General features: G+C 43.4%; 21 protein-coding genes and 1 riboswitch. Of the genes, 6 read left to right on the top strand and 15 right to left on the bottom strand.

Annotated elements, in window-relative coordinates; genetic code table 11:
- Nucleotides 1–13: 13 nt before the first annotated feature.
- The 7 genes from MKX34_RS10710 to MKX34_RS10680 form a co-directional block, all read right to left on the bottom strand.
- Nucleotides 14–1567 (bottom strand): extracellular solute-binding protein, encoded by a 1554-nt coding sequence (locus MKX34_RS10710; RefSeq protein ID WP_036689352.1) that lies wholly within the window; start codon nt 1565–1567, stop codon nt 14–16.
- 16 nt (nt 1568–1583) lie between these two features.
- Entirely contained in the window at nt 1584–2648 is a 1065-nt protein-coding gene (locus MKX34_RS10705) for a GDSL-type esterase/lipase family protein (protein WP_038569861.1), read from the bottom strand.
- Nucleotides 2649–2861: 213 nt separating this feature from the next.
- Nucleotides 2862–4223, bottom strand: coding sequence for an extracellular solute-binding protein (locus tag MKX34_RS10700; protein WP_179089282.1), 1362 nt, complete (start codon nt 4221–4223; stop codon nt 2862–2864).
- 216 nt (nt 4224–4439) lie between these two features.
- Nucleotides 4440–5150 carry a Crp/Fnr family transcriptional regulator gene (locus MKX34_RS10695; protein ID WP_052096938.1) on the bottom strand — a complete coding sequence of 237 codons (711 nt, stop codon included), beginning with the start codon at nt 5148–5150 and terminating at the stop codon, nt 4440–4442.
- Between the two features lie 48 nt (nt 5151–5198).
- A complete protein-coding gene (gene rd / locus MKX34_RS10690; protein WP_076296398.1) occupies nt 5199–5381 on the bottom strand; it encodes a rubredoxin in 183 nt (60 codons plus the stop codon).
- 28 nt (nt 5382–5409) lie between these two features.
- Nucleotides 5410–6624, bottom strand: a complete 1215-nt coding sequence (locus MKX34_RS10685) for an FAD-dependent oxidoreductase (protein ID WP_076296399.1) — start codon at nt 6622–6624, stop codon at nt 5410–5412.
- 15 nt (nt 6625–6639) lie between these two features.
- Nucleotides 6640–7878: an FprA family A-type flavoprotein gene (locus tag MKX34_RS10680; protein WP_076104613.1), complete on the bottom strand. Its 1239-nt coding sequence runs from the start codon at nt 7876–7878 to the stop codon at nt 6640–6642.
- Between the two features lie 269 nt (nt 7879–8147).
- On the opposite strand from MKX34_RS10680, the gene MKX34_RS10675 reads away from it, so the two are divergent.
- Entirely contained in the window at nt 8148–9164 is a 1017-nt protein-coding gene (locus tag MKX34_RS10675; protein ID WP_076296400.1) for a CapA family protein, read from the top strand.
- A gap of 76 nt (nt 9165–9240) precedes the next feature.
- On the opposite strand, the gene MKX34_RS10670 is transcribed toward MKX34_RS10675, so the two are convergent.
- Both MKX34_RS10670 and MKX34_RS10665 read right to left on the bottom strand, forming a co-directional pair.
- A complete protein-coding gene (locus MKX34_RS10670; RefSeq protein WP_339204941.1) occupies nt 9241–10362 on the bottom strand; it encodes an NADH-dependent flavin oxidoreductase in 1122 nt (373 codons plus the stop codon).
- A 153-nt stretch (nt 10363–10515) separates the two neighbouring features.
- Complete coding sequence (locus MKX34_RS10665; RefSeq protein WP_036689342.1) at nt 10516–11364, bottom strand: DUF6612 family protein; 849 nt, start codon at nt 11362–11364, stop codon at nt 10516–10518.
- A gap of 117 nt (nt 11365–11481) precedes the next feature.
- A riboswitch (cyclic di-GMP riboswitch) is annotated at nt 11482–11573 on the bottom strand.
- Nucleotides 11574–11886: 313 nt separating this feature from the next.
- Between MKX34_RS10665 and MKX34_RS10660 the strand changes: the two genes are divergently transcribed.
- The 4 genes from MKX34_RS10660 (at nt 11887) to MKX34_RS10645 (ending at nt 15134) form a co-directional block, all read left to right on the top strand.
- Entirely contained in the window at nt 11887–12558 is a 672-nt protein-coding gene (locus MKX34_RS10660; RefSeq protein WP_038569850.1) for a response regulator transcription factor, read from the top strand.
- A complete protein-coding gene (locus tag MKX34_RS10655; RefSeq protein WP_038569848.1) occupies nt 12555–13622 on the top strand; it encodes a HAMP domain-containing sensor histidine kinase in 1068 nt (355 codons plus the stop codon). Before MKX34_RS10660 ends, MKX34_RS10655 begins: the two co-directional genes overlap by 4 nt.
- A 252-nt stretch (nt 13623–13874) precedes the next feature.
- Nucleotides 13875–14408 carry a hypothetical protein gene (locus MKX34_RS10650; RefSeq protein ID WP_038569845.1) on the top strand — a complete coding sequence of 178 codons (534 nt, stop codon included), beginning with the start codon at nt 13875–13877 and terminating at the stop codon, nt 14406–14408.
- Between the two features lie 369 nt (nt 14409–14777).
- Nucleotides 14778–15134, top strand: coding sequence for a hypothetical protein (locus MKX34_RS10645; RefSeq protein ID WP_339204937.1), 357 nt, complete (start codon nt 14778–14780; stop codon nt 15132–15134).
- A 347-nt stretch (nt 15135–15481) separates the two neighbouring features.
- Here the strand turns inward: MKX34_RS10645 and MKX34_RS10640 are convergent, their stop codons facing one another.
- Nucleotides 15482–16936 carry a methyl-accepting chemotaxis protein gene (locus MKX34_RS10640; protein ID WP_038569844.1) on the bottom strand — a complete coding sequence of 485 codons (1455 nt, stop codon included), beginning with the start codon at nt 16934–16936 and terminating at the stop codon, nt 15482–15484.
- Nucleotides 16937–17255: 319 nt separating this feature from the next.
- On the opposite strand from MKX34_RS10640, the gene MKX34_RS10635 reads away from it, so the two are divergent.
- Entirely contained in the window at nt 17256–18692 is a 1437-nt protein-coding gene (locus MKX34_RS10635) for a DHA2 family efflux MFS transporter permease subunit (protein WP_143763719.1), read from the top strand.
- A gap of 89 nt (nt 18693–18781) precedes the next feature.
- Here the strand turns inward: MKX34_RS10635 and MKX34_RS10630 are convergent, their stop codons facing one another.
- The 5 genes from MKX34_RS10630 to MKX34_RS10610 all read right to left on the bottom strand — a co-directional run bounded on the left by MKX34_RS10630 (nt 18782) and on the right by MKX34_RS10610 (nt 23487).
- Nucleotides 18782–19582, bottom strand: coding sequence for a Cof-type HAD-IIB family hydrolase (locus MKX34_RS10630; protein ID WP_076296402.1), 801 nt, complete (start codon nt 19580–19582; stop codon nt 18782–18784).
- Between the two features lie 261 nt (nt 19583–19843).
- Nucleotides 19844–20608: a pseudouridine synthase gene (locus MKX34_RS10625; protein WP_076272653.1), complete on the bottom strand. Its 765-nt coding sequence runs from the start codon at nt 20606–20608 to the stop codon at nt 19844–19846.
- 2 nt (nt 20609–20610) lie between these two features.
- On the bottom strand, nt 20611–22131 hold the full coding sequence (locus MKX34_RS10620; protein ID WP_076140926.1) for an RsmB/NOP family class I SAM-dependent RNA methyltransferase: 1521 nt from the start codon (nt 22129–22131) through the stop codon (nt 20611–20613).
- A 101-nt stretch (nt 22132–22232) separates the two neighbouring features.
- On the bottom strand, nt 22233–22685 hold the full coding sequence (locus MKX34_RS10615) for a DUF309 domain-containing protein (RefSeq protein ID WP_036689328.1): 453 nt from the start codon (nt 22683–22685) through the stop codon (nt 22233–22235).
- Nucleotides 22675–23487: a GTP pyrophosphokinase family protein gene (locus MKX34_RS10610; protein WP_036689325.1), complete on the bottom strand. Its 813-nt coding sequence runs from the start codon at nt 23485–23487 to the stop codon at nt 22675–22677. The genes MKX34_RS10615 and MKX34_RS10610 overlap by 11 nt, the downstream gene beginning before the upstream one ends.
- Nucleotides 23488–23510 lie beyond the last annotated feature (23 nt).

Here is a 23510-nt window from a genome sequence, read left to right as displayed (position 1 = left end):
GAGATGCAGCTTATTAATGTCGGGACAAAATTACACCGTCGTTATTGTTATAACGTTCTGTTGCTTCCTTGACGACGTCACTTCCCCCTTTCTGCAGCCATTCCTCCACCACCTTCGGATAGTCTGAGATCGGCTTTTTGCCGTATACCATATTGATCACATGCGTCAATATAACAGGCGGCAATTTATCTCCACCTGGAGTGATGTCCGGGTTTTTCTGATAGCCTTTTACTTGCGGTTCAAATTGAATCCCGTCGCGTCCCTCATTCGCAAGTACTGTGTCGTAGAGCTTCATCAAATCTTTTCCTTCGGGTGTGAGACTAAGCGCGCCTTTATTGTAGGTAGTATCCTGTACGAACCACAGCAGGATTTGACGGAACGTTTCCTCATCAGCTTCATCGGCTGTTTTCGGTCTGTTATAGTTAATATTTCCGTTCTCTACAGTGTAGTTTTCCCCTTCAATTCCGAAGGTAAAAAACTTTTCCGCTTCGTCACTAACCATCCAGTTGAAAAACTTGACGATCCCGGCAGGATCTTTCGCATCCTTGTTAATTAAATACGCTCGCGGCACCGTACCGACAAGACGAAGTCCCCCCTTACCGTCAGGTCCTGTGGGCGAGGCGATCAGCTTCATTTTACCAGTAGGCACCTGTTCTCTTAGCTGCTGATCCCATTGGATCAACAGGTTGGCATTCATGTTCCAGATACCCGCCTTGCCTGCAAGAATATCGTTCTTGAATTTCGTGGGATTAATTGTGACGAACTCTTTGTTTATCAGTCCTTCGTCGAACATTGTCTTGTACGTTTGGATCGTCTTTTGCATATTTTCGATATTCATAAATTTCGGGACAATTTGATCCCCTTGTTTCATAAAGAAATTGGCAAAGGTATCGTAAGATCCGAAGAACATATCCGAATATACAAAGTCCTCCCGGCCCATATAAGGATTCTCCACACCCATCTTCTTAAAAGCACGCATGACATTCAGGAAGTCATCGACTGTTTTAGGCTCTGGCAGCCCTGTTTGTTCCAAAAGATCCGCACGAATCCAAGTTGCCCGGCGTGACGGATTGGACAGCCATTCCGGAATCGCGTAGATATTACCTTTCGCATCGGTCTCCTTGTCCCATGCCTCCTTCGGAACTTTCTTGAGAAGATCTTGCCCATACTGCTCAAGCAATTCATTAAGTGGCATGAATACTCCAGCCTCCACGGAACCTGCCAACTGAGGGTTCGTCAGCCCAGAGCTTGCTTGCACGACATCCGGAATGTCGTTGATCGCGAACATTTGAATCATTTGGGAATCAAAATTTTTCTGCTGCATCAAACGGATGTTAATATCTGTATTTGTAAGTTCCTCCAGCTTTTTGACCCATTTGTCATCATTGATATTCGGATGATTGTCTGCATACGAAATGTTTCCGCTCCGGAACGATATGGAGAAAGCAGTGGTTTTTTCTGGACTCTCCCCAGCTTGCTCTTCTCCCCCCTTATTAGAAGAGGAACATCCATTCATAGAGGCGGCTAATAATGAAACTCCCACCATGGTAAGCATCCAACGCTTCATTTCCATCAACTCCCTATTACAAAATTTGGGACACGGCACTAGAATGACTAGAAGTTCGGAGGGGCTCGATCATGGGCCGCAACAGTTTTGCTAAATGCTCGCTCATTAGCGTGTGTCCATAATCGGAAGGATGAATCAGATCGGAGGTCAGCGAGGTAAGATCGCGCATGACTGATGCGCCATCCAGCAGATGTAGTTGTGGATGTTTATTGCTCTCACAGTAACGAAGCAGCACTTCGTTAAAAATCCCCTCTTGGACATGAAGAAGATGGCCTGCATCAAGAAAATACGTTGCACGATTCGGATAAATCGTAGTAACAAACACAGGTTTGTCAGGATGATTTTCGATAACCCGGTCCAGCATGTAAGACACTCTACGCTTGAATTCCTCGGGAGACACTACAGCACGCATATTGACACCAAGTTCCAGAAACAGAAAATCCCAATCCTCACGTTCAGCCAGATGATCGGCAACTACGTCCTCGCAATAACAAGATCCGCTAAGCGCAAGATTTAGCACATCCACACCAAGTCTGCGCGCTGTCTGCTGTAAGTAACCATTGAAATGATGCGTGGATCCCGCGCTCTGGCTGATGGAAGATCCATAGGCGAGCATCGTAAGCTTCGGTACCTCATCCGGTCTAGGCGCACGTGCTTCACAACCAAAAGCATCCACATCGTAGAAAACAGCTCCGAAACGATCAAAATGCAAACGCCATACGTTAGAGGAAAATCCAGACTGATTCAGCCGCTTACTTGATACCTCTGTAAAACGTTCCGGCTCCTCCAAGTGCAGAGTGGTTACCGTACCCGCCTGCAAAAAATGCTGAGAATGAAAAAAATCCCCTCTGCATACCACAACTCGGCCGTTACTATCATTCGATCCGACAGTGACCCTAACATGCTTGGATTCGGTGACAAACCGCAATTCGCAGCCGTTCGATTGTATAGCTTTGGTTCTTCCTTTCTCTGACAAGCCATTGCGCACATGCTGTGGAAAACGCTGGAGATGCAATCCAGATTGATAGGGTTTATGAACCAGCTCCGAAACATTGTGAAAATAAACGCCTTCCTTTTCCATCGTTGCAGCTACACCACCTTAATAATAATGAGTTCGCGTTAACTCATATCTGACTTCTATTGCATCATATAATAATAATAAAAGTATAGTCAACATGTTTTTATGAGTCATATATGAGTCAATTATTGTGCGACAAACAAATACTTCAGCATAACAAAAAGCACAGGTTCAGAATTGAACCTGTGCCGGAATTTTCGAAAAAACTTTCAGCCCTCAAGAGTGCTGAGTCTCCTGATTTACCGTATTCAATATCTCCTCAAGCCTGCGGCATAACTCGTCGTTGTCCAGTAGGCCTGATACAAACATCATGATATCGCGTTGAATCTCTTTCAACTGGAGGTTGCTTAAACCCAGCTCTGTAACCAGACGATAGGTAGGGAAGATCTCACGGTAAAGCTGAAAACGGGCCGGACGATAACCCACTTCCTCACCTTCCCAATCCATGACCAAACGGTTGGCTGCAATATTCAGTGTCTTGCGCCTAATGATCAGTTGCGCCTCGTGTGAGGTGAGAAAATCAACGAGTAGCATGGATGCATCCTTGTTCTGTGATTTGCTGTTAACCGCCAGTCCATTTATAATCAGCAGCGTATCAGCATTTTGCAGCCGAGGCAATGGAGCAATATCGAATGCCAAATCGGATTGACGCAATTGATTCAAGAAATAATAGGTCGTCATTATCATGGACACTTTGCCTTGCAAGAACAAGGCTTCCGCATCCGCATCGCTCTCGGACAATACGGCTGGAAATACATCCTTCATGCCTATCAGCTTTCGGATGGTTCCTAAACTGTCGAGTAGCTTTGAGCCACTCAACCGGAATTTGCCTTCATCATCCTGTTCTGCCGCAAACGTCGTACCGCTTTGAAGCAGGAACAACGGCCACCGGTTACGAGAAGGCAAATAAAAATAAAAACCATACCAGTCATGACCTTCAGCTACCTTTCGACCATTAGCGAACAAATCATCCCAGGTCCAGCTACTGTCGGGTGGTGATACGCCGGCTTCCTTAAAGTGCTGTTTATTATAACAAAGCACGACTGGAGAATAAATGAAGGGGCGAACGCGATTACGGTCACCGTACCGGAACGGGCCGGAAAGAAAACGATACGTGTCCGGCTGTTCCTCCATCGGCTCCAGCAGCTCTGTACAGCCTTGCTCCAAAAAATCCTGGTAATTGTTATTATTCATCAGTACGACATCCATGATTTCTGATTGCAAATATTCTTTCAAAGATGTTGAGTAGTTTCCTGAAGACAACTCGAGCGGCTGAATATCGATATGCGGATAGCGTTTGCCGAACTCATTCAGTAGCTCTTGCATCTCTACAAGCTTGGGGATGGTGTTCACATATCCGAACTTGATCGTCGTTCTGCCTTCCTCTACCGGAGGGATGACCCGATTGCCAACACGCGGAATTTTCTCAATTAAGCCTTCATCCACCAGCACCTTGAGCCCGTTGCGCACAGAAGCGTTACTAAGTCCGAAACGCACCTCTAAGTCGCTTTCTGAAGGAAGATAACTGCCGATCGCTATACTTCCCGAACGAATTTCATGTCGCAAGGTTTGAATCATTTCCTCTAGCCTAATCCTGAAAAATTTTCTGCTATTCCTTTTCTGCATTGGGTTTCCTCGCCATCTTCCGATTAATCGAGCCCATAGGGACAAGTTTATATAGTATTCATCATACTGAAATCCTTTGGGAACGACAAGTATTCGGAGTCTGGCCCCATATAGCGTATGTTCTGCACCAACGGTGTCATACAGGACAGTCAATACACCGTAATCCTCTTAATACCCCATATAACTCTCCAAACCGGCTGGATCTATAATGATCATTTGCTTGTTTCCGATTAGCTCAATAAGACCTGAATCTTCGAACCTTGAGAATTTTCTGCTAATAGTTTCGCGGGTGACCCCAACATAACTGGCCAGCTCTTCACGAGACAACGGAAGGTCAATATGAATATGAGCGCCACGCTGCTTACCATATTTGTCGCTGAGTTCCATGATCATATAAGCAATTCGTATTTCGGGATCTTTGGTCGCCAGGCTTTGCGCCAGATTTTCCGTATGGGCTAGTCTTTTGGTCACACTCTTCAGTAGCCTGAGCGAAATATCCGGATTATCCCTCATCAGCTGCTCCATATCCGTTCGGGTCAGCATGCAAATGTTAGTGTCTTTCAGAGCATAAGCACTGAAGTTACTCAGCTCATCGCTGTTAAAAATGCTCAGTTCCCCGAAAAAGTCTCCATTCGTCAAGATGTGCAAAATTTGTTCCTTGCCCTCAGGAGTTGTTTTAGATAATTTAACATGCCCTCGCTGAATAATGTACAGCGTATCTGACGGCGCCCCTTCCAGAATTAAAGGTTGACCTTTAGTAAACTTACGATGTTTGATCATAGCACTGATCCGGGAGAGATCGTCATCGCTTAACGCAGCAAAAATAGGCACCTTGCGGGTACAAGGTTCAGCAGCGTATTGGCAAGAATACTCCTTCATAACTGTCCCCCCTGTTGTTCATTTTTTTTGTACAACTTTTACTTTCCTTTAAGATGCAGAAGTTTTTTTGTCCTCAACCGGTGCGAAATGGCTGGTATCTTCACCGCATACCGGACAGACCCAATCTTCAGGCAAGTCTTCAAATGCAGTGCCTGCAACAACATCCTCATCGGGATCGCCTAATGCCGGATCATAGATATAACCACAGGGTAGACAAATGTATTTTTTCATCTTTATCATCTCCTAAAAAGTTAATAGTTTAGTTCAACCTGGTTTGTACTTCAGCCATAATCTCCTCGATGCTACTCCCGTTATCATCGATCCCCTCAAGGGGGATGCCTTGCTCTACAGCGGTTTTATACCCCAGAGAAGCAGCTGCTCCTTGCCAGGATATCGCACCAATCATTGTGTTATCTTTCACATAGATTCGCGTATACGCCCCATTTTCTTCTCCGCTTACCACCGTATCGCAATACCGTTCATCCACGTTGCCTATCGAAAATAAAGAGATGCCAAAGGCATTAAATAAGGTAACCGGAACAGCTCTACGATACGCAGTCAGATTGGCAACCATATTACTGCCGGCAATCCGGCCCTGCTCAATCGCTCCGCCCCACAGTCCTTCCACATGCCCGTTAACTTCAGCCACATCTCCGGCTGCGTACACATGTGGATCATTTGTTTGCATTTGTTCATTTACGATAATGCCCTGCCGGACTTGAATACTCGAGCCACTTACCAGTTCCGTATTCGGTACAATACCAATGGAGTAGACCACATGGTCACAGGAAAAATGAGATTGGTCGTCCAGCGTAATTCCGGTAACAAACTCTGTTCCTGTAATAGACGCCACATCTGCTTGAAGAATAACCTTCACACCTGCTTGTTCAAGGTTCTCCTTAAGTAGCTGTGAGGATTTCTCATCAAGCTGTCTGCCCATCAACCGGTGAAAAGCTTCGATCACCGTTACCTGATATCCAGCTACATGCAGCGCCCAAGCGGTTTCGATTCCCTGCACTCCACCACCGATTACGGCTACATGGCTGCCATCCTGCAGGTTTTCTTTCAATCTGTCCGCGTCGTTCATGTCCCGGAGGGTATGGACATTGTTCAGGCCGGAGCCTTCAAGGGAAAGTTCACGATTCTTCGCTCCCATACACAGTAAAAGCTTATGATAAGAAACACTCTGCCCATCTTCTGTCACAACAATTTGCCGGTCCGGGTGGACAGAACGGATTCGTGTCGAGGTTTTTACGGATATACGGTTATCGCGGTACCACTTTTCCTTTTTAATCAGCACCTTCTCACTGTGCAGGTCGGTAAACAGCCCTTTAGTCAGCTTAATCCGGTTATAGGGCAGTTGGCTTTCCTCCCCGAGGATCGAAATTTCCGAATCTGCGTCTTGATCACGGATGGCTTTGGCGGCATGGACGGCGGCTACTCCGCCGCCAACAATAACGTAATGTTTTGTCATCCTATGCTCCCCTCCCTAAAATGAACTCAGCAGCAAATCCGATACAAATTCAGCCGCATTTTTAATTTTTTGAACTTTCTCAGGCTCTTTCGGGGAAAACCTGATTCGTACAGGGAACTCTACATGTGTCATCCCCGTGGATTTAATAACCTCAGATGTGCTTTGCACCGTCATGTTTGTTCCATTCAGATAATCCTGAATGACTTCAATGGCTTCACCACTCCAACCGTAGGAGCCAAAGGCTGCAGCAAGTTTGCCTTCCAGATTCATATTGTGCAATTCTTTCAGAATGTTCTCCAGATTCCCAATCATGTCCGCGTATTTAGTGGAGCTGCCAATAAAGACCGCGTCAGCTGACATTATGCTGTTCAGAATATCGGTGGCACTGCTTTTATCTGCATCCCAGACCTCTGTCTCAATATTATTTTCCTGCAAGCAATCCTGTATAATTTTGGCCATCTTCTTGGTACTGTTTTTGATGGTGGTATAAACGATGGTTGCCTTTTTTCCTTGCGTCGTTTCGCGGCTCAATGTGGCGTACATCTCGATATATTTACGTATGTCCTCCCGGATCACAAACCCATGGGAAGGAGCGATCATCCGGATCTCAAGATCCTTAACAGCCTCTAACAGTGTTCTTACATATCTTCTATGAGGATGTATAATAGCTGCGTAATAGCCCTGGAAATCTTCCGTAATATCAAACCCGGCTTCATCGCTGAATAGATTCTCCACCGCAACATGCGTGCTGAAAATATCACAAGGAAATAAGATTTGATCTTCGATACAATAGGTTATCATCGTTTCGGCGGTATGGAGATACGGTGTTTCTTTAAACAGCAGCGTTTTCCCGCCAATATCCAGCTTGTCTCCATCTTTAACCACCAGGAAGTTCCGGCTATGAAGCTTGTACATTTCCTGCAATTCTGGAACAGCAATCTCGGTGCATACGATCGTGGCATTTGCAGCCTTGGCAGCGAGAGCTGCCAGTCCACCAGAGTGATCAGGCTCTGTATGATTAATTACAATGTAATGAATATCTAGAAGATCAATCATTTCACCCAGGCACTCGGCATATTCACGTCCGAATTCCATATCTACGGTATCAATGACAGTTGGCTTACCTGTTTTTAATAAATAAGAATTATAGGTAGTTCCTTTTGCCAGAATCAGGCGGTGAAATGGAACCTGGCGGTTATCGATTTTGCCTATCCAGTAAGTATCCTCGGCGATTTTTTTGAATTGTGTACTCATTTCTTTAACCTCCAATGTTTGATTGATAATGTTTATCAACAACCTTATTTTATTATGGTTGCCAAACAAAAAAGAGGATTTGAATCAAATTATAAAAGTTTGAAAAAAATGAATACCTTAAATTTAGACGATCTAAATAAAGTGATTATGCGTTGGGTCACATTTTAAATAAAAAGCCACAAAAATGTTTGCACTTCGCCTTAAAGAAAGAATAACCCATAACAACTTTATGCCATATCCTAATGAAAATAATAAAAAGGTGGATATCCATGACTGAAATACAAATAGCTGCTGTGGGAGATCTAATGGTCAAACGTTATATTATTTCGGATGCTAAACAGCCTGACGGAACCTATTCGTTCAGCCCCCTGTTTGCAAAAGTAGCTCCTTATCTAAAACAGGCTGATTTGACAATTGGCAATCTCGAAACCACCTTTGCTGGAAGTGGCTCCGAATGCCGGAAAAGCCCACGTTCAGGCGGTCCGATATTCAAATGTCCAGACGAACTGGCCCCTGCACTTAAGCAAGCCGGATTCGACGTATTAGTAACGGCCAACAATCATTGCATGGATTATGGTGCCCCGGGTCTGGTTCGGACGTTACGAGTTCTAGACCGTAATGGAATCGACCACACGGGAACAGCTAAATCATTAGAAGAATCCAAGAGAACTCTTATTAAAAACGTCAAAGGAATTACGATCGGCATCCTCTCCTACACAGCAGGAACCAACCGAATTCCTGTACCAGTGAGTAAGCCATGGCTGGTTAACCGGATATCTACGCCCAAAATCATTCGGGAGATTCGAGATTTAAAAAAGAAAGTCGATCTAGTCTTGCTTTATCTGCATTTCGGAAGCGAATACCGTTACACTCCAAACAAGAGGCAAAAAGAGCTGGTCAATCTCTTCTTTAAAAATGGCGCCGACATCATACTGGGGTCTCACCCACATGTTCTACAACCGTTAGCGCTTCGTGGAAAAAAACAATTCGTTATTTACTCATTGGGGAATTTTGTTTCGACTAAACTAATGAATATTCCTTATACACAAAGCGGTATCATTCTTACGCTTAAAATAAAGAAGGATGAAAAAGGACACACGAGTATAACTAACGTAGGTTACATTCCGACTTGTGTAGATCGAAGAATAAAAAGCGGCAGGAAAATTACAGAGATCATCCCCATCCGCGACGCATTAAAGAGAAGCGACACCGACATAAAAACAGAACGGCGAAATCTCATGAATCGAATGTTGAAACATACGACAACAATCTTAAAGAGGGAATAGAGTCGTTACAGTAAAAATAACGTTCCGCGGAATTACCGCGGAACGTTATAGATATAGCTCAAAACTGTGTTTGGGTTTAGCGTAAACGATCAGGCATCATTAATTTAAGGAATTCTAGAATACCATTCTCTACTACGAGTTCTTCTCTATCTTGATCAGCAAGTACTCTTCTGATGATATCTTCATTACCCTCCAGCACTTTACTTGTCCAATGAGGATCAATGATAAGAGAACGTCCTACTGCTACTAATTCAGCATTTGTCAACGTGTCCTCTGCATCCTGTTTGGTACGGATATCTCCGACCCCAATTAAAGGTACACGGCCATTGATTTTCTCATGTACATATTGCAGGATTGATTTTTCTTTAAAATCTTCTGATGCAGATACTTTCTTAAAATCCCCTAATGAAATATGCAGATAATCTAGCTTTTTATCAGCTAATTTATCAATAAGATAAAAGGTATCGGTGATTTTAATTCCAGGCTCTTCATATTCTTCTGGAGAAAAACGATAACCGACAATAAAATCCTTAACCTTTGAATTGTCAACGACAGCAATAACCGCATCCACTAATTGGTTAATGAAATTAAATCTTTTCTCTAAGCTTCCGCCCCATTGATCATCACGACGGTTGGAGTGTGGAGAGAAGAACTGTTGGACTAAATATGTGTTTGCTCCATGAATTTCTACCCCGTCAAATCCAGCTTGAATAGCACGTTGAGTCGCTTTTTTAAAATCCTCAATTACACCGAAAATTTCATCTTCTGTTAATGCTCTTGGAATTTCTGCATTCGGACGTTCGGCAGCAATGGCGCTGGAGGAAACTGGTTGTACGCCACGTAGTATTTTTGAATCTGTCATTCTTCCTGCATGGAATAGTTGTAAAATAGCTTTTGTTCCATTTCGTTTAATAGTAGATGCTAATCGGCTAAGGCTAGGAATAAATTGATCGGAGGAAACACTAAGTTCACCTTCCCATCCTTTTCCACCCTCTTGTACATTTGCTGCCGCAGTGATGACCGCACCTACTTCGCCCGTTCTTAGTGAATAGTATTTCAATTCATCTTGTGTTACTACACCGTCATAAAAGCTCATTCGCGTGGTCATTGGAGCCATAACCACTCGATTTTTTAATGTCAGTCCTCTGCGAAAAGTTAATGCTGTGTCTAGTGCTATCATCTTTTTCCCAACTTTCATTAAATTATATTAAACAAAATATTATATACATGCGCATACATATAAATTACAGCAATGATTTATTCTTGTCAACTAATAAAGAACTGCTGTTGAATACAACAAAAAGCGCTGTTCAGCGGAACAGCGCTTTTTGCTCGATATGAATCGTCCTTATTATTCTAGTTCGGCCGGTTTTACAATGGCTGTACCTTTATTATTCTTGGAATATTTAGCTTCGATTTTCGTGGTGTATGTATCTTTGGCTCCGTCACTTACCAGCACATAACTCAGATCGACTGTCAGCTTTTCCGTTTGCCAGGTCTTAGTATTGACGAATAATTTCCACGTTACGCTTTTGGGTTGAACTGTCTCACCATCCCAGAGGTTCTCCTGGTCATAGAGTTTGATTATCCCCTTAGCTGCTGTCGGATCGGTTACCGTGAATTGTAAGACCGTTTGTGCGCCAGCCGTGCTGACTTTCATGGATTTTTTATAACTTTTGACCGAATCAAGCATGGAAACAGGATCGTATTGGCCTTTAGAGTAAAAGGCATCCCATTCCGTTTTCTCCAGTCCAAGCCAATACTGTGCATCAGGATCGATCGGCTCCCCGTCATCGTCGTAACCTTCATCTTCAGATTCATCGATCAGTTCACTTCCGTCTACAAGATAGTAAAACTCCTTGTCATTGGCATATAGACTGTACGATGTTTCTAAAAGACTACTAGCGACAGTGCCTGCTGCGGCAAAATTCGGCAGACGGTTGATATCCAGCTTCAGAGTGTTGGTGTTGCTGATACGCACCCCGCCGCTTTGAATATCCTGTTTTTTGGTCACATCCAGATGGAAATTCTTTATTGCTTTGGAGGCTGCCGTTACTTTGCTGATCATCTGATCCGCGGTTACTACTGTTGAGGTAGCTGCAGACACTACTCCTGGATTAGACATCCATCCGATCGTTCCGGACAGCAATAAAGCACCTACTGCCAAACTAGTACCTATTGTTTTGAAAAAACTGTTCATGTACTTCCCCTTTCGGCCCCTTGCGATAATGTAACGCCGTATAGGTCGAAATAATAAAAGAGCTCAAAATAGACTACATATTCTTAGAGCTATCCTTTATGCTTCATAAGACATCCCTATGGCGGCCTGGCGATCATTTCCTTCTGTCGAAAGGCTTTAGACCCATGGCTTTGTGTCATCATCTTTCGATGATTTTACCTTTAACGCGGACATTCAATTAGTTTTAATAGATTAGGGACGCATGTCCCACCGCTAATTTTATCATGGTTATAATTACCTGTAAACGACTTATCTTCCATTCGAATTCGCTATGATACTCAGAAGAAATACTAAAGTTTTGCATTTTTCCAATTCGTCCAAGTTTTCCAGATATCTGAGGTTCAGCTGAGTTATACTATCAATCCGTTTCGGTATATCACTATGCTATGATAAGTATGTTTTTTAGTTTCTCTATCCATCCAAACATTTTCTTAATATATAACTCTTATAATTATTTTAGTTTTCTTAGAAAGGATGATTTTCATGGTTAATATCCTTGTTGTCGAGGATGATATAAAGCTTAATCAAATTATCTGCACCTATCTTTGCAATAATGGATACGACGCTAAAGGGTGTTTAAACCCACGAGAAGCATATGATTTGATGTATAACAGCCTGTATGACCTTATCATCTCAGACGTTATGATGCCAGAGATTGACGGCTTTGAATTTGCGGAAACGGTTAGGGCTATTAACAAAACGATCCCCCTTCTTTTTGTTACCGCTCGTGATGATATTTCCTCAAAACAAAAAGGGTTTCGCGCTGGAATTGATGATTACATGGTCAAACCGGTCAATATGGACGAACTGGTAATGCGTGTGGGCGCTTTACTTCGACGTGCAAATATTGCCCACGAAAAAAAACTGAGGGTAGGAAGTCTTATGATGGACGCGGATGATATGACAGCAACGGTAAACGATGAGGAAATCCCTGTGACGGTACGGGAATTCAACATACTCTACAAAATGCTTTCCTACCCCAAACATACCTTTTCCCGTGCCCAGCTAATGGACGAGTTCTGGGGCATTGGCAGCGAAACCAGCCTGCGTGCCGTAGATGTATACATCGTCAAACTTCGCGACAAGTTCTCTTGTTGTGTGGACTTCAAGATCATGACAGTGCATGGGCTTGGCTACAAGGCAGTGCTGCAATGAGTAAGAGGCAGGAGCAGCATGCCCGGTTCAAGTCCAAGCGTTTTTCATGGAAAGAGTTTTTGTGGACCTTTATTGTGCTGTCCACGCTAACAGCAGGTCAAGCACTTATATACGACGCCTACATTTCAGTAGAACGCGTTCCAACTCAATACATCTTTGGAATCACTGGATATTGGATCATTGTTGCCTTCATTTTTTGCCTTGTCACCGCACGGCAAAAGTACATCGCCTTTGATAAACCCATGCGTAAACTCAGCGAGGCGGCAAACCAGGTAGCAGAGGGAGATTTTTCAGTCTATCTTGAGCCGCTTCACAGAGCGGATAAAAAGGATTATGTAGACGTGATGTTCGAGGATTTTAATAAGATGGTTGAAGAACTGGGCAGTATTGAAACCCTCAAAAATGATTTTATATCGAATGTATCCCATGAGATTAAAACACCATTATCCGTCATTCATAGTTACGCAATGGCATTGCAAACTGTTGATTTGTCGCCAAAACTTCGAACGGAATATACTGAAACTATCATTTCGGCCTCCCAAAAATTAACGACACTGGTGATCAATATTCTGAAGCTAAACAAATTGGACAATCAGGAGATTAATCACGTTGCAGAGCCCTATGATCTGTGCAGGCAGCTATGCGACTGCGCCCTTACTTTTGAAAATTATTGGGAAGAAAAGAACATCGAATTTGTGGCGGATATAGAGGACCGTGCTATCATTCATGCCGACGAAAGCATGCTAGAGATCGTATGGCTTAATCTCCTCTCCAATGCTTTGAAATTCACACCCCCTGGCGGTAGCATCACCTTATCGCAGACTTCAGATGAAGATACAATTACGGTTATGGTATCAGATACTGGCTGCGGAATGGACGAGGAGACGATGAAACATATTTTCGATAAATTCTATCAAGGCGATACTTCTCACTCCGGGGAGGGTAACGGCCTTGGTCTTGCTCTTTCACTGCGTGTTATTGAACTAGTCGGTGGAACCATATCTGTTAAGAGTGAGCTACGCAAGGGCACGACATTCACAGTCCAATTAAAAGCTGAGAAATAAGTAATTCCCTTAAACCATAATTCATTATCTTGATAAGATCAAAAAAAGCAGTCTGAATTCGCAAAACGAATTCAGACTGCTTTTTTCATTAAACAGAAATACACCTCAATTCCAGTTCATTACGATTCTTCAATTAATATTTTATAAACAATTTGCAAGCAATTCATAAATATATCGACGGTAAAATGATCACATCAGGTGAGGCAGCAATTGTTCGACAAATTAACTTTTTAAAATAAAGGAGAAATTATCATGAGTGAGATCACAAGAAATGAATCTAATTTTATCGGCTATGAGTACAAAGATATTACAGTAAAACGCAAAATGGAGTCGGTATATACAGACGGATATAACAATTTTGGCTGGGCGCTGGAAGGTACTTCAACCTCAGTTCAGAATGTTGGTTCCGTAACCATAAAGTTCAAGCGGGACCGCAAGATCCGTAATAAAGTTGAACTGACCCGCCTGCAACGCCAGTTTGACGCCGCTGTTGCCGAAATTGAGACACTGGAGAGTTCCAAAGTCATCGGTGCTTCTGTGGTTGCCTATGTTATTGGTGTTATTGGAACATCGTTTATGGCTGGTTCTGTATTTGCTAATCAAGCTGACATGCTGCCGCTTTCTATAATTCTAGCAGTCCCCGGTTTCGTAGGCTGGATCATCCCATATTTTCTCTTCAGCAGTATCAGCAAGAAAAAAACGAACAAGGTAGCGCCTCTGATCGATCAGAAGTTTGACAAGATTTACGAGGTGTGTGAAAAAGCTAATGCTCTACTAGGAAAGTAAGACACTGATACGAGATTCTGAAGACCCATTACAACATGAAGGGAGGAGATAAATATTAAGGATTTACTTGACCGCAACCTGTTAGATTATCAAGACCGAGCTGCCGTAACAAACGTTGCTTCACTTATTATTAATGCTTTGATGGGCATCGGCAAGTTGATCCTCGGTCTCTATCTCCTTTCCGGATGGTTCATCATAAACGCGTTGTATTACTTAATCCTTTGTGCCGCAAGAGGTCAGGCACTGTATAAATATACAGTGGCCAAGAATACCGAGGACCCCGAACAAAGATATAATATAGAATTTCATGTCTATCAGCGAAGTGGTGCTTTCCTTTGTCTTCTAGGAATCACTTATCTGTTAGTCTGTATGAGGATGTACTTTGTCGGTGATGTGATAATATTCAGAGGTTACATTGTTTATCTGGTAGCAACTATTGCTTTCTCCAAGCTTGGGTTTGCCATTTACGGAACTATGGCTAACCGGCATCTGAAAGGTCCTATTGTCTCTACGCTGAAAATAATTAGCTTTATAGATGCAATGGTTTCCATTGTGGTGACTCAATACACTCTGCTTTTGATGGAAAAATCCGCTAATGCAATCAGCTCCAGCGCATTGTTCGGGATGGGATGCAGTGTTTTATTTTTTCTTCTAGGGATTTACATGCTGCTAAAAAAGAAAAAGATTCCACTTCCAGAGGGTGTACAACAAAGTGAAGTAACGTGAAATTGAAACCCCAAAAATGATCAGTGAGACAATGATTAGTGAGACTGAGCCTCACATGAGGAGTGAATAAGGAATGGTTAGAGAGTTTATTGTCCTGTTTGTTGGCTATCTCATCCTCAGAGAGTACTTTAATCATGCCTAGTGTTTGCAACCTTTGTGATTGCTAATAATTAATATCTGTGTAAGAAAAACAACTCGTTTATTAATGAGTTGTTTATTTGTTTACAGTGAAACGGAAGCCTTCACTAAGTGAGGAGGCCTGCAATTTCTGCTGGGAAATCGAGAAAAAACCGTTCCTTGGTAAAATACCGAGAAACGGCCACAGTTTATAGCTACCTTAAATAGTTCTACTTCGACCTATTCTCAATCAGTTGCTGCAACCGAATACTTGAGCTGTTGATACTGCCGATAAATTCGTAAATGATATCGATATTTTTCTCCTGTTCCTGAGTCGTTGCCAGCATCTCTTCCGTTGCCGCAGCATGCTTTTGGGAGATATCAGAGATATTCTCAACTTGTACGCTCACTTGTGAAAAGATTACACTCACATGATCGGTCATATCCAGTTCGTTTGCTATGAATCGATCAATACGCTCAAATGCAGTCTTAATGCTGTCGAAGCTTTCGAGTACTTGCCCGCTGATCGTCTCTCCTTCTTTAACAGCGATAATACCATTATTCGCCTTCTCAACTACAAGCTGCGTCTTACTTTTGATATTGTTAATAATTCCGTCGATTTGCTTAACTGTATTTAAGCATTGCTGAGCTAGTTTTTGGATTTCTTTGGCTACGACAGCAAACCCCGCACCGGCATCTCCAGCCCTTGCGGCTTCAATATTAGCGTTTAAAGCTAGCAGATTAGTTTGATCAGAAATCTGGTTGATCGCACCCAGGAAAGTATTTACATCATCCATGCTTTGGTTTAATTCCTCGACTGTGGTCAATGAGTCCGTTACCGCTGTGTTGATAATGTTCATTTGTTCGCCCATTTGATGAATCCTGTCTGAGCTTTGGCGGACTACTTGACCAGTAGCTTCCGAGGTGCCGGCCAGACTTTGGGACAACTGGTTGATTTCGGACATCTTCCTATCTGCCTCATGCATCATTCCGCTGATATGAGTGATGCTTTCCGACTGGTCTATAATTCCTTCCGCTACTTCCTGGATATTCGCAGTTATCGTATCGCTGATATCCTTTAAAACTCCGATATCGTTATTGCAATGCGCGATATCGACATTTAACCCGGATGTGTTTTCATGAATAACACTGACCATTTTATCCATCGCCGCCAAAAGCTCTTGGGCTTCGGCCTCTTTGCGAAGAGATAACTGGATCAAATCGGAACTTCGTTTACAAACAAAGTATAAAGCCACAATAGTCAGTTCAATAAAACCTATGGTCATAAAGAAGGTTGTATCGAATTGATGATGTTCTGAATAATAGATTACGAAATACGAAAGATTATACATCCCGCCAAAACCATAAAGCAAAGCTTTGTTTAAATACAAGGAAACCACGCAGAGTACAACCACGATCAACATTCCCGCACCGGGCGATTCTATGTATGGAATGGTACATGTCAAAATGGCAACTACTAAAATGACTGTGGTCTGAAGCTGATATTTCTTTTTGAAAATAAAAAATGTGACAAACAGCAGTTCCAGCAAAAGTGAGAAAACCACCTCCACTCTTACCTGATCGCCACCAAGAAAAAAACAAAATCCGATCAAAGCAAACCATAAAATACTTACAATAATTTTGTTGACTTTTGCTGCGTAGGCCTTCAAAAAACTATCATTCATTAACATTCCTCCAAGCATTCTGTGCTGTAGTCTGTTTATCTGATGCTGCTCTATTATCTTTTACAGATGTTAAATAAATGTTAAACAAGTCGTGGTTATTAGAATTAATATCTCATTAACAAGTGCCTAACAACTCAGCAACATTTTAAGTACACACTGAGGATGTTGCTTGAGAAGTTGCGACACAGAATTGGTGGCGTTATGCCTATAAGAGGACCAGCAACTGATTGTAAATAAAGATTTGAAAGGATGTAGTGGAGTGAGTAGAGAGAGAGAAGTAAACATCAGTACCTTAAGAAAAGGACCCATTTTGTTCGTAATGATTTTCGGCGCCTTTCTTGCGACGTTGAATCAGACGGTAATGGGTGTTGCCATGCCAGAATTAATGAATGATTTCAATATTTCTGCTGCAACCGCTCAGTGGCTAACAACTGGTTACATGCTGGTGAACGGTGTGTTGATCCCGATTACAGCTTATTTAATGCAGCGTTTCACTACCCGCCAGCTTTTCCAGACTTCCATGTTCATTTTCCTGACTGGAACGATCGTTGCGGCCATCGCGGCAAGCTTCCCGGTTCTGTTGACAGGACGTTTGATTCAGGCAACCGGCGCAGGGATTATCATGCCACTGCTCATCAATGTCATTTTAACGCTATTCCCTCCTGAAAAAAGAGGTGCTGCCATGGGCACGGTCGGATTGGCCATCATTTTTGCCCCTGCGATCGGACCTACTCTGGCCGGATATGTTTTGGAACATTACAGTTGGGAAACCATGTTCTATGGAATAATTCCACCCACTGTCGTTGTTATTGTCTGCGGATTTATATATTTGAAAAATGTATCGAAACGCTCCTATCCCAAGCTTGATATGATTAGTGTCGCCCTATCCACTATCGGATTTGGATCTTTGCTTTATGGGTTCAGCCGGGCTGGCAGCGCGGGGTGGACGAGTGCGGAGGTGCTCTTGGCTCTTGGTGCGGGCACCCTATCCCTTGGTTTATTTATTTGGCGGCAGCTGGCTTCTCACAACCCGCTTCTTGATCTCCGGGCCTTCAAATACAATATGTTCTCCTTAACCACCGTTATAAGCATCGCAGTTACAATCGTGATGTATGCAGATATGATTTTGCTTCCTCTGTACCTTCAGAGTGCCCGCGGCTATTCGGCTATGGAGTCGGGCTTGCTTCTGCTTCCCGGCTCGCTTGTGATGGGACTACTCATGCCAGTCACCGGAAAGCTGTTCGACCGGTTCGGGGCAAAATGGCTTGCCATCATCGGTCTGCTAATAACAATCTCCACGACTCTAAGCTTTATTAACTTAACGGACTCAACTAGCTACATCTATCTGGTTTTCATGTCAACAGGCCGGCAGATCGGAATGGCAATGTTCCTTATGCCTATACAAACTGCAGGATTAAATCAATTGCCGGCTAAGCTTAATGCACACGGAACCGCCATTTCCAATACCGTAAAACAAGTCGCCGGCGCTATAGGTACTTCTTTGCTTGTAACTATCATGATGAGCCGTACCGCGACTCATATGCAGCAGCTGATGGCGACAAATGTCGCAAAGAGTGCAACACAGGATCACATGATGATGGAAGCTACCATCCAGGGCATCAATGATGCCTACCTCGTTATTGTAGGAATTGGCATCCTTGGTTTACTACTTTCCTTCTTCATCAAACAAGTTGGACCTTCAACCGGGAAGAAGTCCGAAATAAAGTTAAAAAAAATTATCGCCAAAAAAGCCTGAGTTAAAGTATATTACGTAAAAAAAGCATAAAACGGATTCAAGTCCGCTTTATGCTTTCCTTTTACATTTATTTTACAAATCCTAAAAACTTAAGATAAACAATATTTAACCAGCGCATCTCGCACACCATGCTCGTTGTTTGACCCCGTGACAGCATTCGCTGCCGCTTTGACTTCAACCGGAGAATTATCCATCGCAACGCCCATACCCGCGTATGTAAGCATAGAAATATCATTAAAATAATTACCGATCGAAAGAACTTCCTCTTGCGGAATTCCCAGCTTCACAGCCAGATTCTTTAAGGCGTTGCCCTTGGAGGCTTCCGGATGCATCAAGTCAACGAAAAATTCACCACTCCGCAAAATATTGTACTCATGGGTCCAAGTACGCCATTCACGTTCAGCTTCGTCAAGGATTTCTGGTTGTGTAAATACAGTAAACTTAACAATCGGTTCACGGAAATCTTCCCATGCTGGCAGTGTAGCCGGTGCAATACGGAAGTGTTCATACATATAATTAGCTTCTTTGGTGAGGTTTTCTACATTATCTACATACATATCAAAAGCCGTATTCACATCATAATGAATATCATGCTTTCTACAATAATCAATATAAGGGTCAAGACCACGAGCATCCATACCATATTGATGAAGTACTTCCCGATCTTTCACACGAACTGTAGCAGCTCCGTTATGACCCAGCACATAACCAGACAACCCCATTTCCTCCATAAAAGGAATCGAGTTCTGCGGACTGCGGCCGGTACATAACACGATTTGCCCGCCAAGACGCGTAACCTCAGCAATGGCTTCTTTATTCTCAGTGCTCAAGTGGTGATCATCATTCAACAGTGTACCATCCACATCTAGTGCAATCAGTTTGTATCTCATACTCCCACCATCCTTGTCTTTCTTTTTCTATATATATTGAACCTGGCTATTTGAGTTAAGTTTCAGTCGCAACTGCGGTGAATATTTGGACTTCCAGCCGCTGTTGTTTCCAGATTTCTTGATTTATACCGTTTAATAGTGGTTGAAATCCGGAAACAAAGGCGGTCGCTATCGCTCTTACAGTTCCAAATTTCCCCTCCGTCACTCCATTCCCTTATCCCAAGTTTCCAAATTCAATTTATATACCATTTTTTCTATATATTATTGTTCTGGTGCTTCTGTACTTAAGAGTGCCAGTTCCTCTAGCGTAAGTTCCCGGCTAGCTCCCAGTGGCAGACTTTCGTCCAGCCTCAATTCTCCCATAGATACTCGTTTCAGAAAAGTGACTTTTTTGCCGACAGCTTGGAACATTCGCTTCACCTGGTGAAACTTTCCTTCTGTGATGATCAGCGAAATATGTGAGATTACTTTACTGCCACGTTCTCTTCCCAATATAGTTAGCTGTGCAGGTAAAGTAACATATCCATCTTCCAGCTCGACACCTGCCGCAAAAGCCGCTACATCGTCTGCATCTACGTCTCCCTCAACTGTAGCTTCATACGTCTTAGGGACATGCTTGCGTGGCGATAGTAGCTCGTGGGCAAGCTTTCCATCATTGGTGAGCAGAAGCAGCCCTACTGTGTCCTTATCTAACCTTCCTACAGGAAAAGGTTCAAACTGTACATCTTCCTGCTTTAAAAGATCCAGAACGGTCCGATCCCGCTTGTCCTCTGTTGCCGACAGAACTCCCGGTGGCTTATTCATCATAAGATAAATAAATTCACGATAGGTAACAAGCTCGCCGCCAACCACAATTTTATCGTGATAAGGGTCTACATGAAATCCACTATCCTTGACGACTGCACCATTCACGGTAATTAAACCTTGCTTGGCTTGTTTACGAATATCGCTGCGTGATCCTACCCCCATATGGGACAATACTTTATCTAAACGCTGCTTTTTTGCAGTTTTCCCTGATAGGCTCATTCTTACATCCACCTCCAGCCTGCGGGATATTCATTCTTGAGCACACCGTCCTGCCACTTCCCCCAGCCTGCACTATAACCATCTATGCAGACCAGTACGTATCCTTTTTGGGTAGTTCCTATTTTAATAGAGAGACGTTCTTGACTAATCAACAATGTCTCTCCTTTAAGATAGGAAATAGCTTCATTACTCGTACTGGAAAGTGAGACACTTCGGCAGCTCTCTTCAGGGTGTAACGCGGTAGCCATTGGATGTCCTGGGATAAATCTGCCGTTACGGACATGTCCTACATACCATCCTGGACGAATCGCCTTTAATCCATTTAATCTTTCCTTAGGTAGTGGGGAGATGTACAGATGATCACCGAAGAAAATCGGATACCCTTTTGGCTCCCAGCCAAGCTGATCTTTTATAAAATCTCCATATGCAGCCAATGCTTGCTCTTCTCCTGAACCTTGACGGCCACGTTCAGCGCCAGCAGCAGATTTATTAGAGAACTTACCTTCTTTCCCTCGTCTGGCTTCTGGTTTGTTTGCGGATTTAATATGAGCAGTGCCTTTTTTATTCGTATTCCGTGTAACTGCGCTCAACTTAACTTCGGCTTGATCACGTTCCTCCGCAGATACCTTTGGCCCTACATGCTGCAGCACAGCCATGAAATGTCCTTCACCTTTTACTTTATGCGGCCATAGTCTTGCCGTCCCTGATAATTCTCCAAAACCTGGAGCAAACGAGCCAGTACCTCCAACTGTAATCACCGAAAACTGTGGATGTTCAGAAATAAACTCCGCTATAATTTCCTCATTTTCTTCTGTAGCAAATGTACAGGTGGAATAGACAAGTGTACCTCCCGGTGCCAACGCTGTTGCAGCAGAACGTAAAATATCCCGCTGCATGGCAGCATATTTGGCAGGTGTACCTGAATCCCACTGCTTCACCATGTCTTCGTCTTTACGGAACATCCCTTCACCTGAGCATGGAGCATCAATCAAGATTTTGTCAAAATAAAGCGGGAATGCCGCTGCAATATGATCTGGACTTTCGTTTAATACGATACCGTTGCGCACCCCATACAGCTCTAGATTTTTGGCTAAGGCTTTCGTGCGTTCTGGATGAAGATCATTGGTAACCAACAAGCCTTCTCCTGAGAGCTTGGCAGAAATCTGTGTGGATTTGCCCCCAGGTGCAGCGCATAAATCAAGGACACGATCTCCTGGCTGTACATCAAGCAGTTCCACAGGTGCCATAGCGCTTGGCTCTTGAATGTAATACAATCCCGCGTGATAATGTGGATGTTTACCTGGTCTGGCCCCATCCTCTGTATAGAATCCGGTTGGACACCACGGAATGGGTTCCAGCTCTAAAGTGGAAAGAGCTTGCAATTTCTCCACTGAAATTTTCAATGTATTAACACGAACGCCTCCGTTAGGGGTCTCCTTGTACGAATCCGCAAATTGATTATAATCCGTTCCCAGCAAGTCCATCATACGCTCGCTGAAAGAACTGGGCAGTTGTGCCGCCATGATGCCGTCCTCCTGATAGTACTGCTAAAATTTAGGTGTTTAAAGATTCAAGGAACACCCTTACGGGTGTCCCTTTGGCAATACTCATTTATAGAGGTTCATTATTTACGATGAGAAGAGGTCGGTCTTTGAGGACCTCGTCGTTGAGGATTATTCGGTGTGATCGCCATAGCCGCAGAGTTCACTTCGTCCGCCAGACCTTGATCAATGATTTCTATAGTCAGATCATAATAAGAAAATGGCTGCTGCTCACACGACTCCAAGCGGCGAACATAATCCTTCACTTCCACCACTAGCTTAGCCAAATTAATGCCAAGTGTCACTGCTGAATATTCTTCCAGCTTGGCAGCAGCCCCACTTAGCATAATCGTTGCACCACGCATATTATTATTGCGGCAATGGTACAACCCAACAGCTACTTGGAGAAGTGCTTTGTACAATGGGTCGCGTTGCTTGGCAAGCCATAGCTCTTCGAGCACCTCGTGACATTCGAAATAATCCCGGTCACGATTAAAGTACACTAGATAAGCCAAGTACAACGGATCATAAGCCATCCGGCAAACTATCCTTTTTAGCTGCGGAGAGAAGTCCCCGTACATGATCCAGAAGCTCCTTCATCGCTTCCATGTCCTGAGCCTGCCATATTTCGTTAAATCGAGCCTGAGTATCTATAGCCTCATTCACCAAGTGATAGAAATACAATTGATGAATAGATTTGAGAATTTGAGTCGTCATATTCGAGTTTTCCTCGAAGGTCTTTTGTGCTTCCAGGATTTCATCACGAATACTGGACATTTCGCTGTCCAAGATGGAGGCTGCTTCAGCTGCGGTTTTCAGGCGCACTCGCATTTCATCCGGCAAGCTTTCCCGATATTTATAATTCAGAGAGTGCTCTATGGTTGCCCAGAAATTCATAGCTAGTGTACGAATTTGGATCTCTGCGAGCACTATTTTTTGTCCCAGAGCTGTCTGCACAGGATATTTAATAATCATATGAAAGCTGCGATAGCCGCTCTCTTTATAATTGGTAATGTAATCCTTCTCATACAGGACTTCAAGATCCTTACGAGCCCGGATATATTCGGCCACTCTGCGGATATCCTCCACGAACTGGCACATAATCCGGATCCCGGCTATATCTTCAATGCCTGTCTCCAGATCCTCCATCTTCACATTCAGGCGCTTAGCCTTTTCCAAAATGCTTGACAGCCGCTTTACACGGCCAGTTACGAATTCAATCGGCGTGTATTCCTCTCTTTTCTTCAACTCCGAACGCATTGTTTTGAATTTAACTTTCAATTCTTCCACAGTCTGTTCATATGGAAGCAAAAAAGTTCCCCAGTCCCTGCCGTCCATCGCCTTCGTCCTCCTGTCCTTTC

The organism is Paenibacillus sp. FSL R5-0636 (genome assembly GCF_037974255.1).
GTDB classification, from domain to species: domain Bacteria; phylum Bacillota; class Bacilli; order Paenibacillales; family Paenibacillaceae; genus Paenibacillus_AQ; species Paenibacillus_AQ odorifer.
This window is presented reverse-complemented; position numbering and strand designations above follow the sequence as displayed.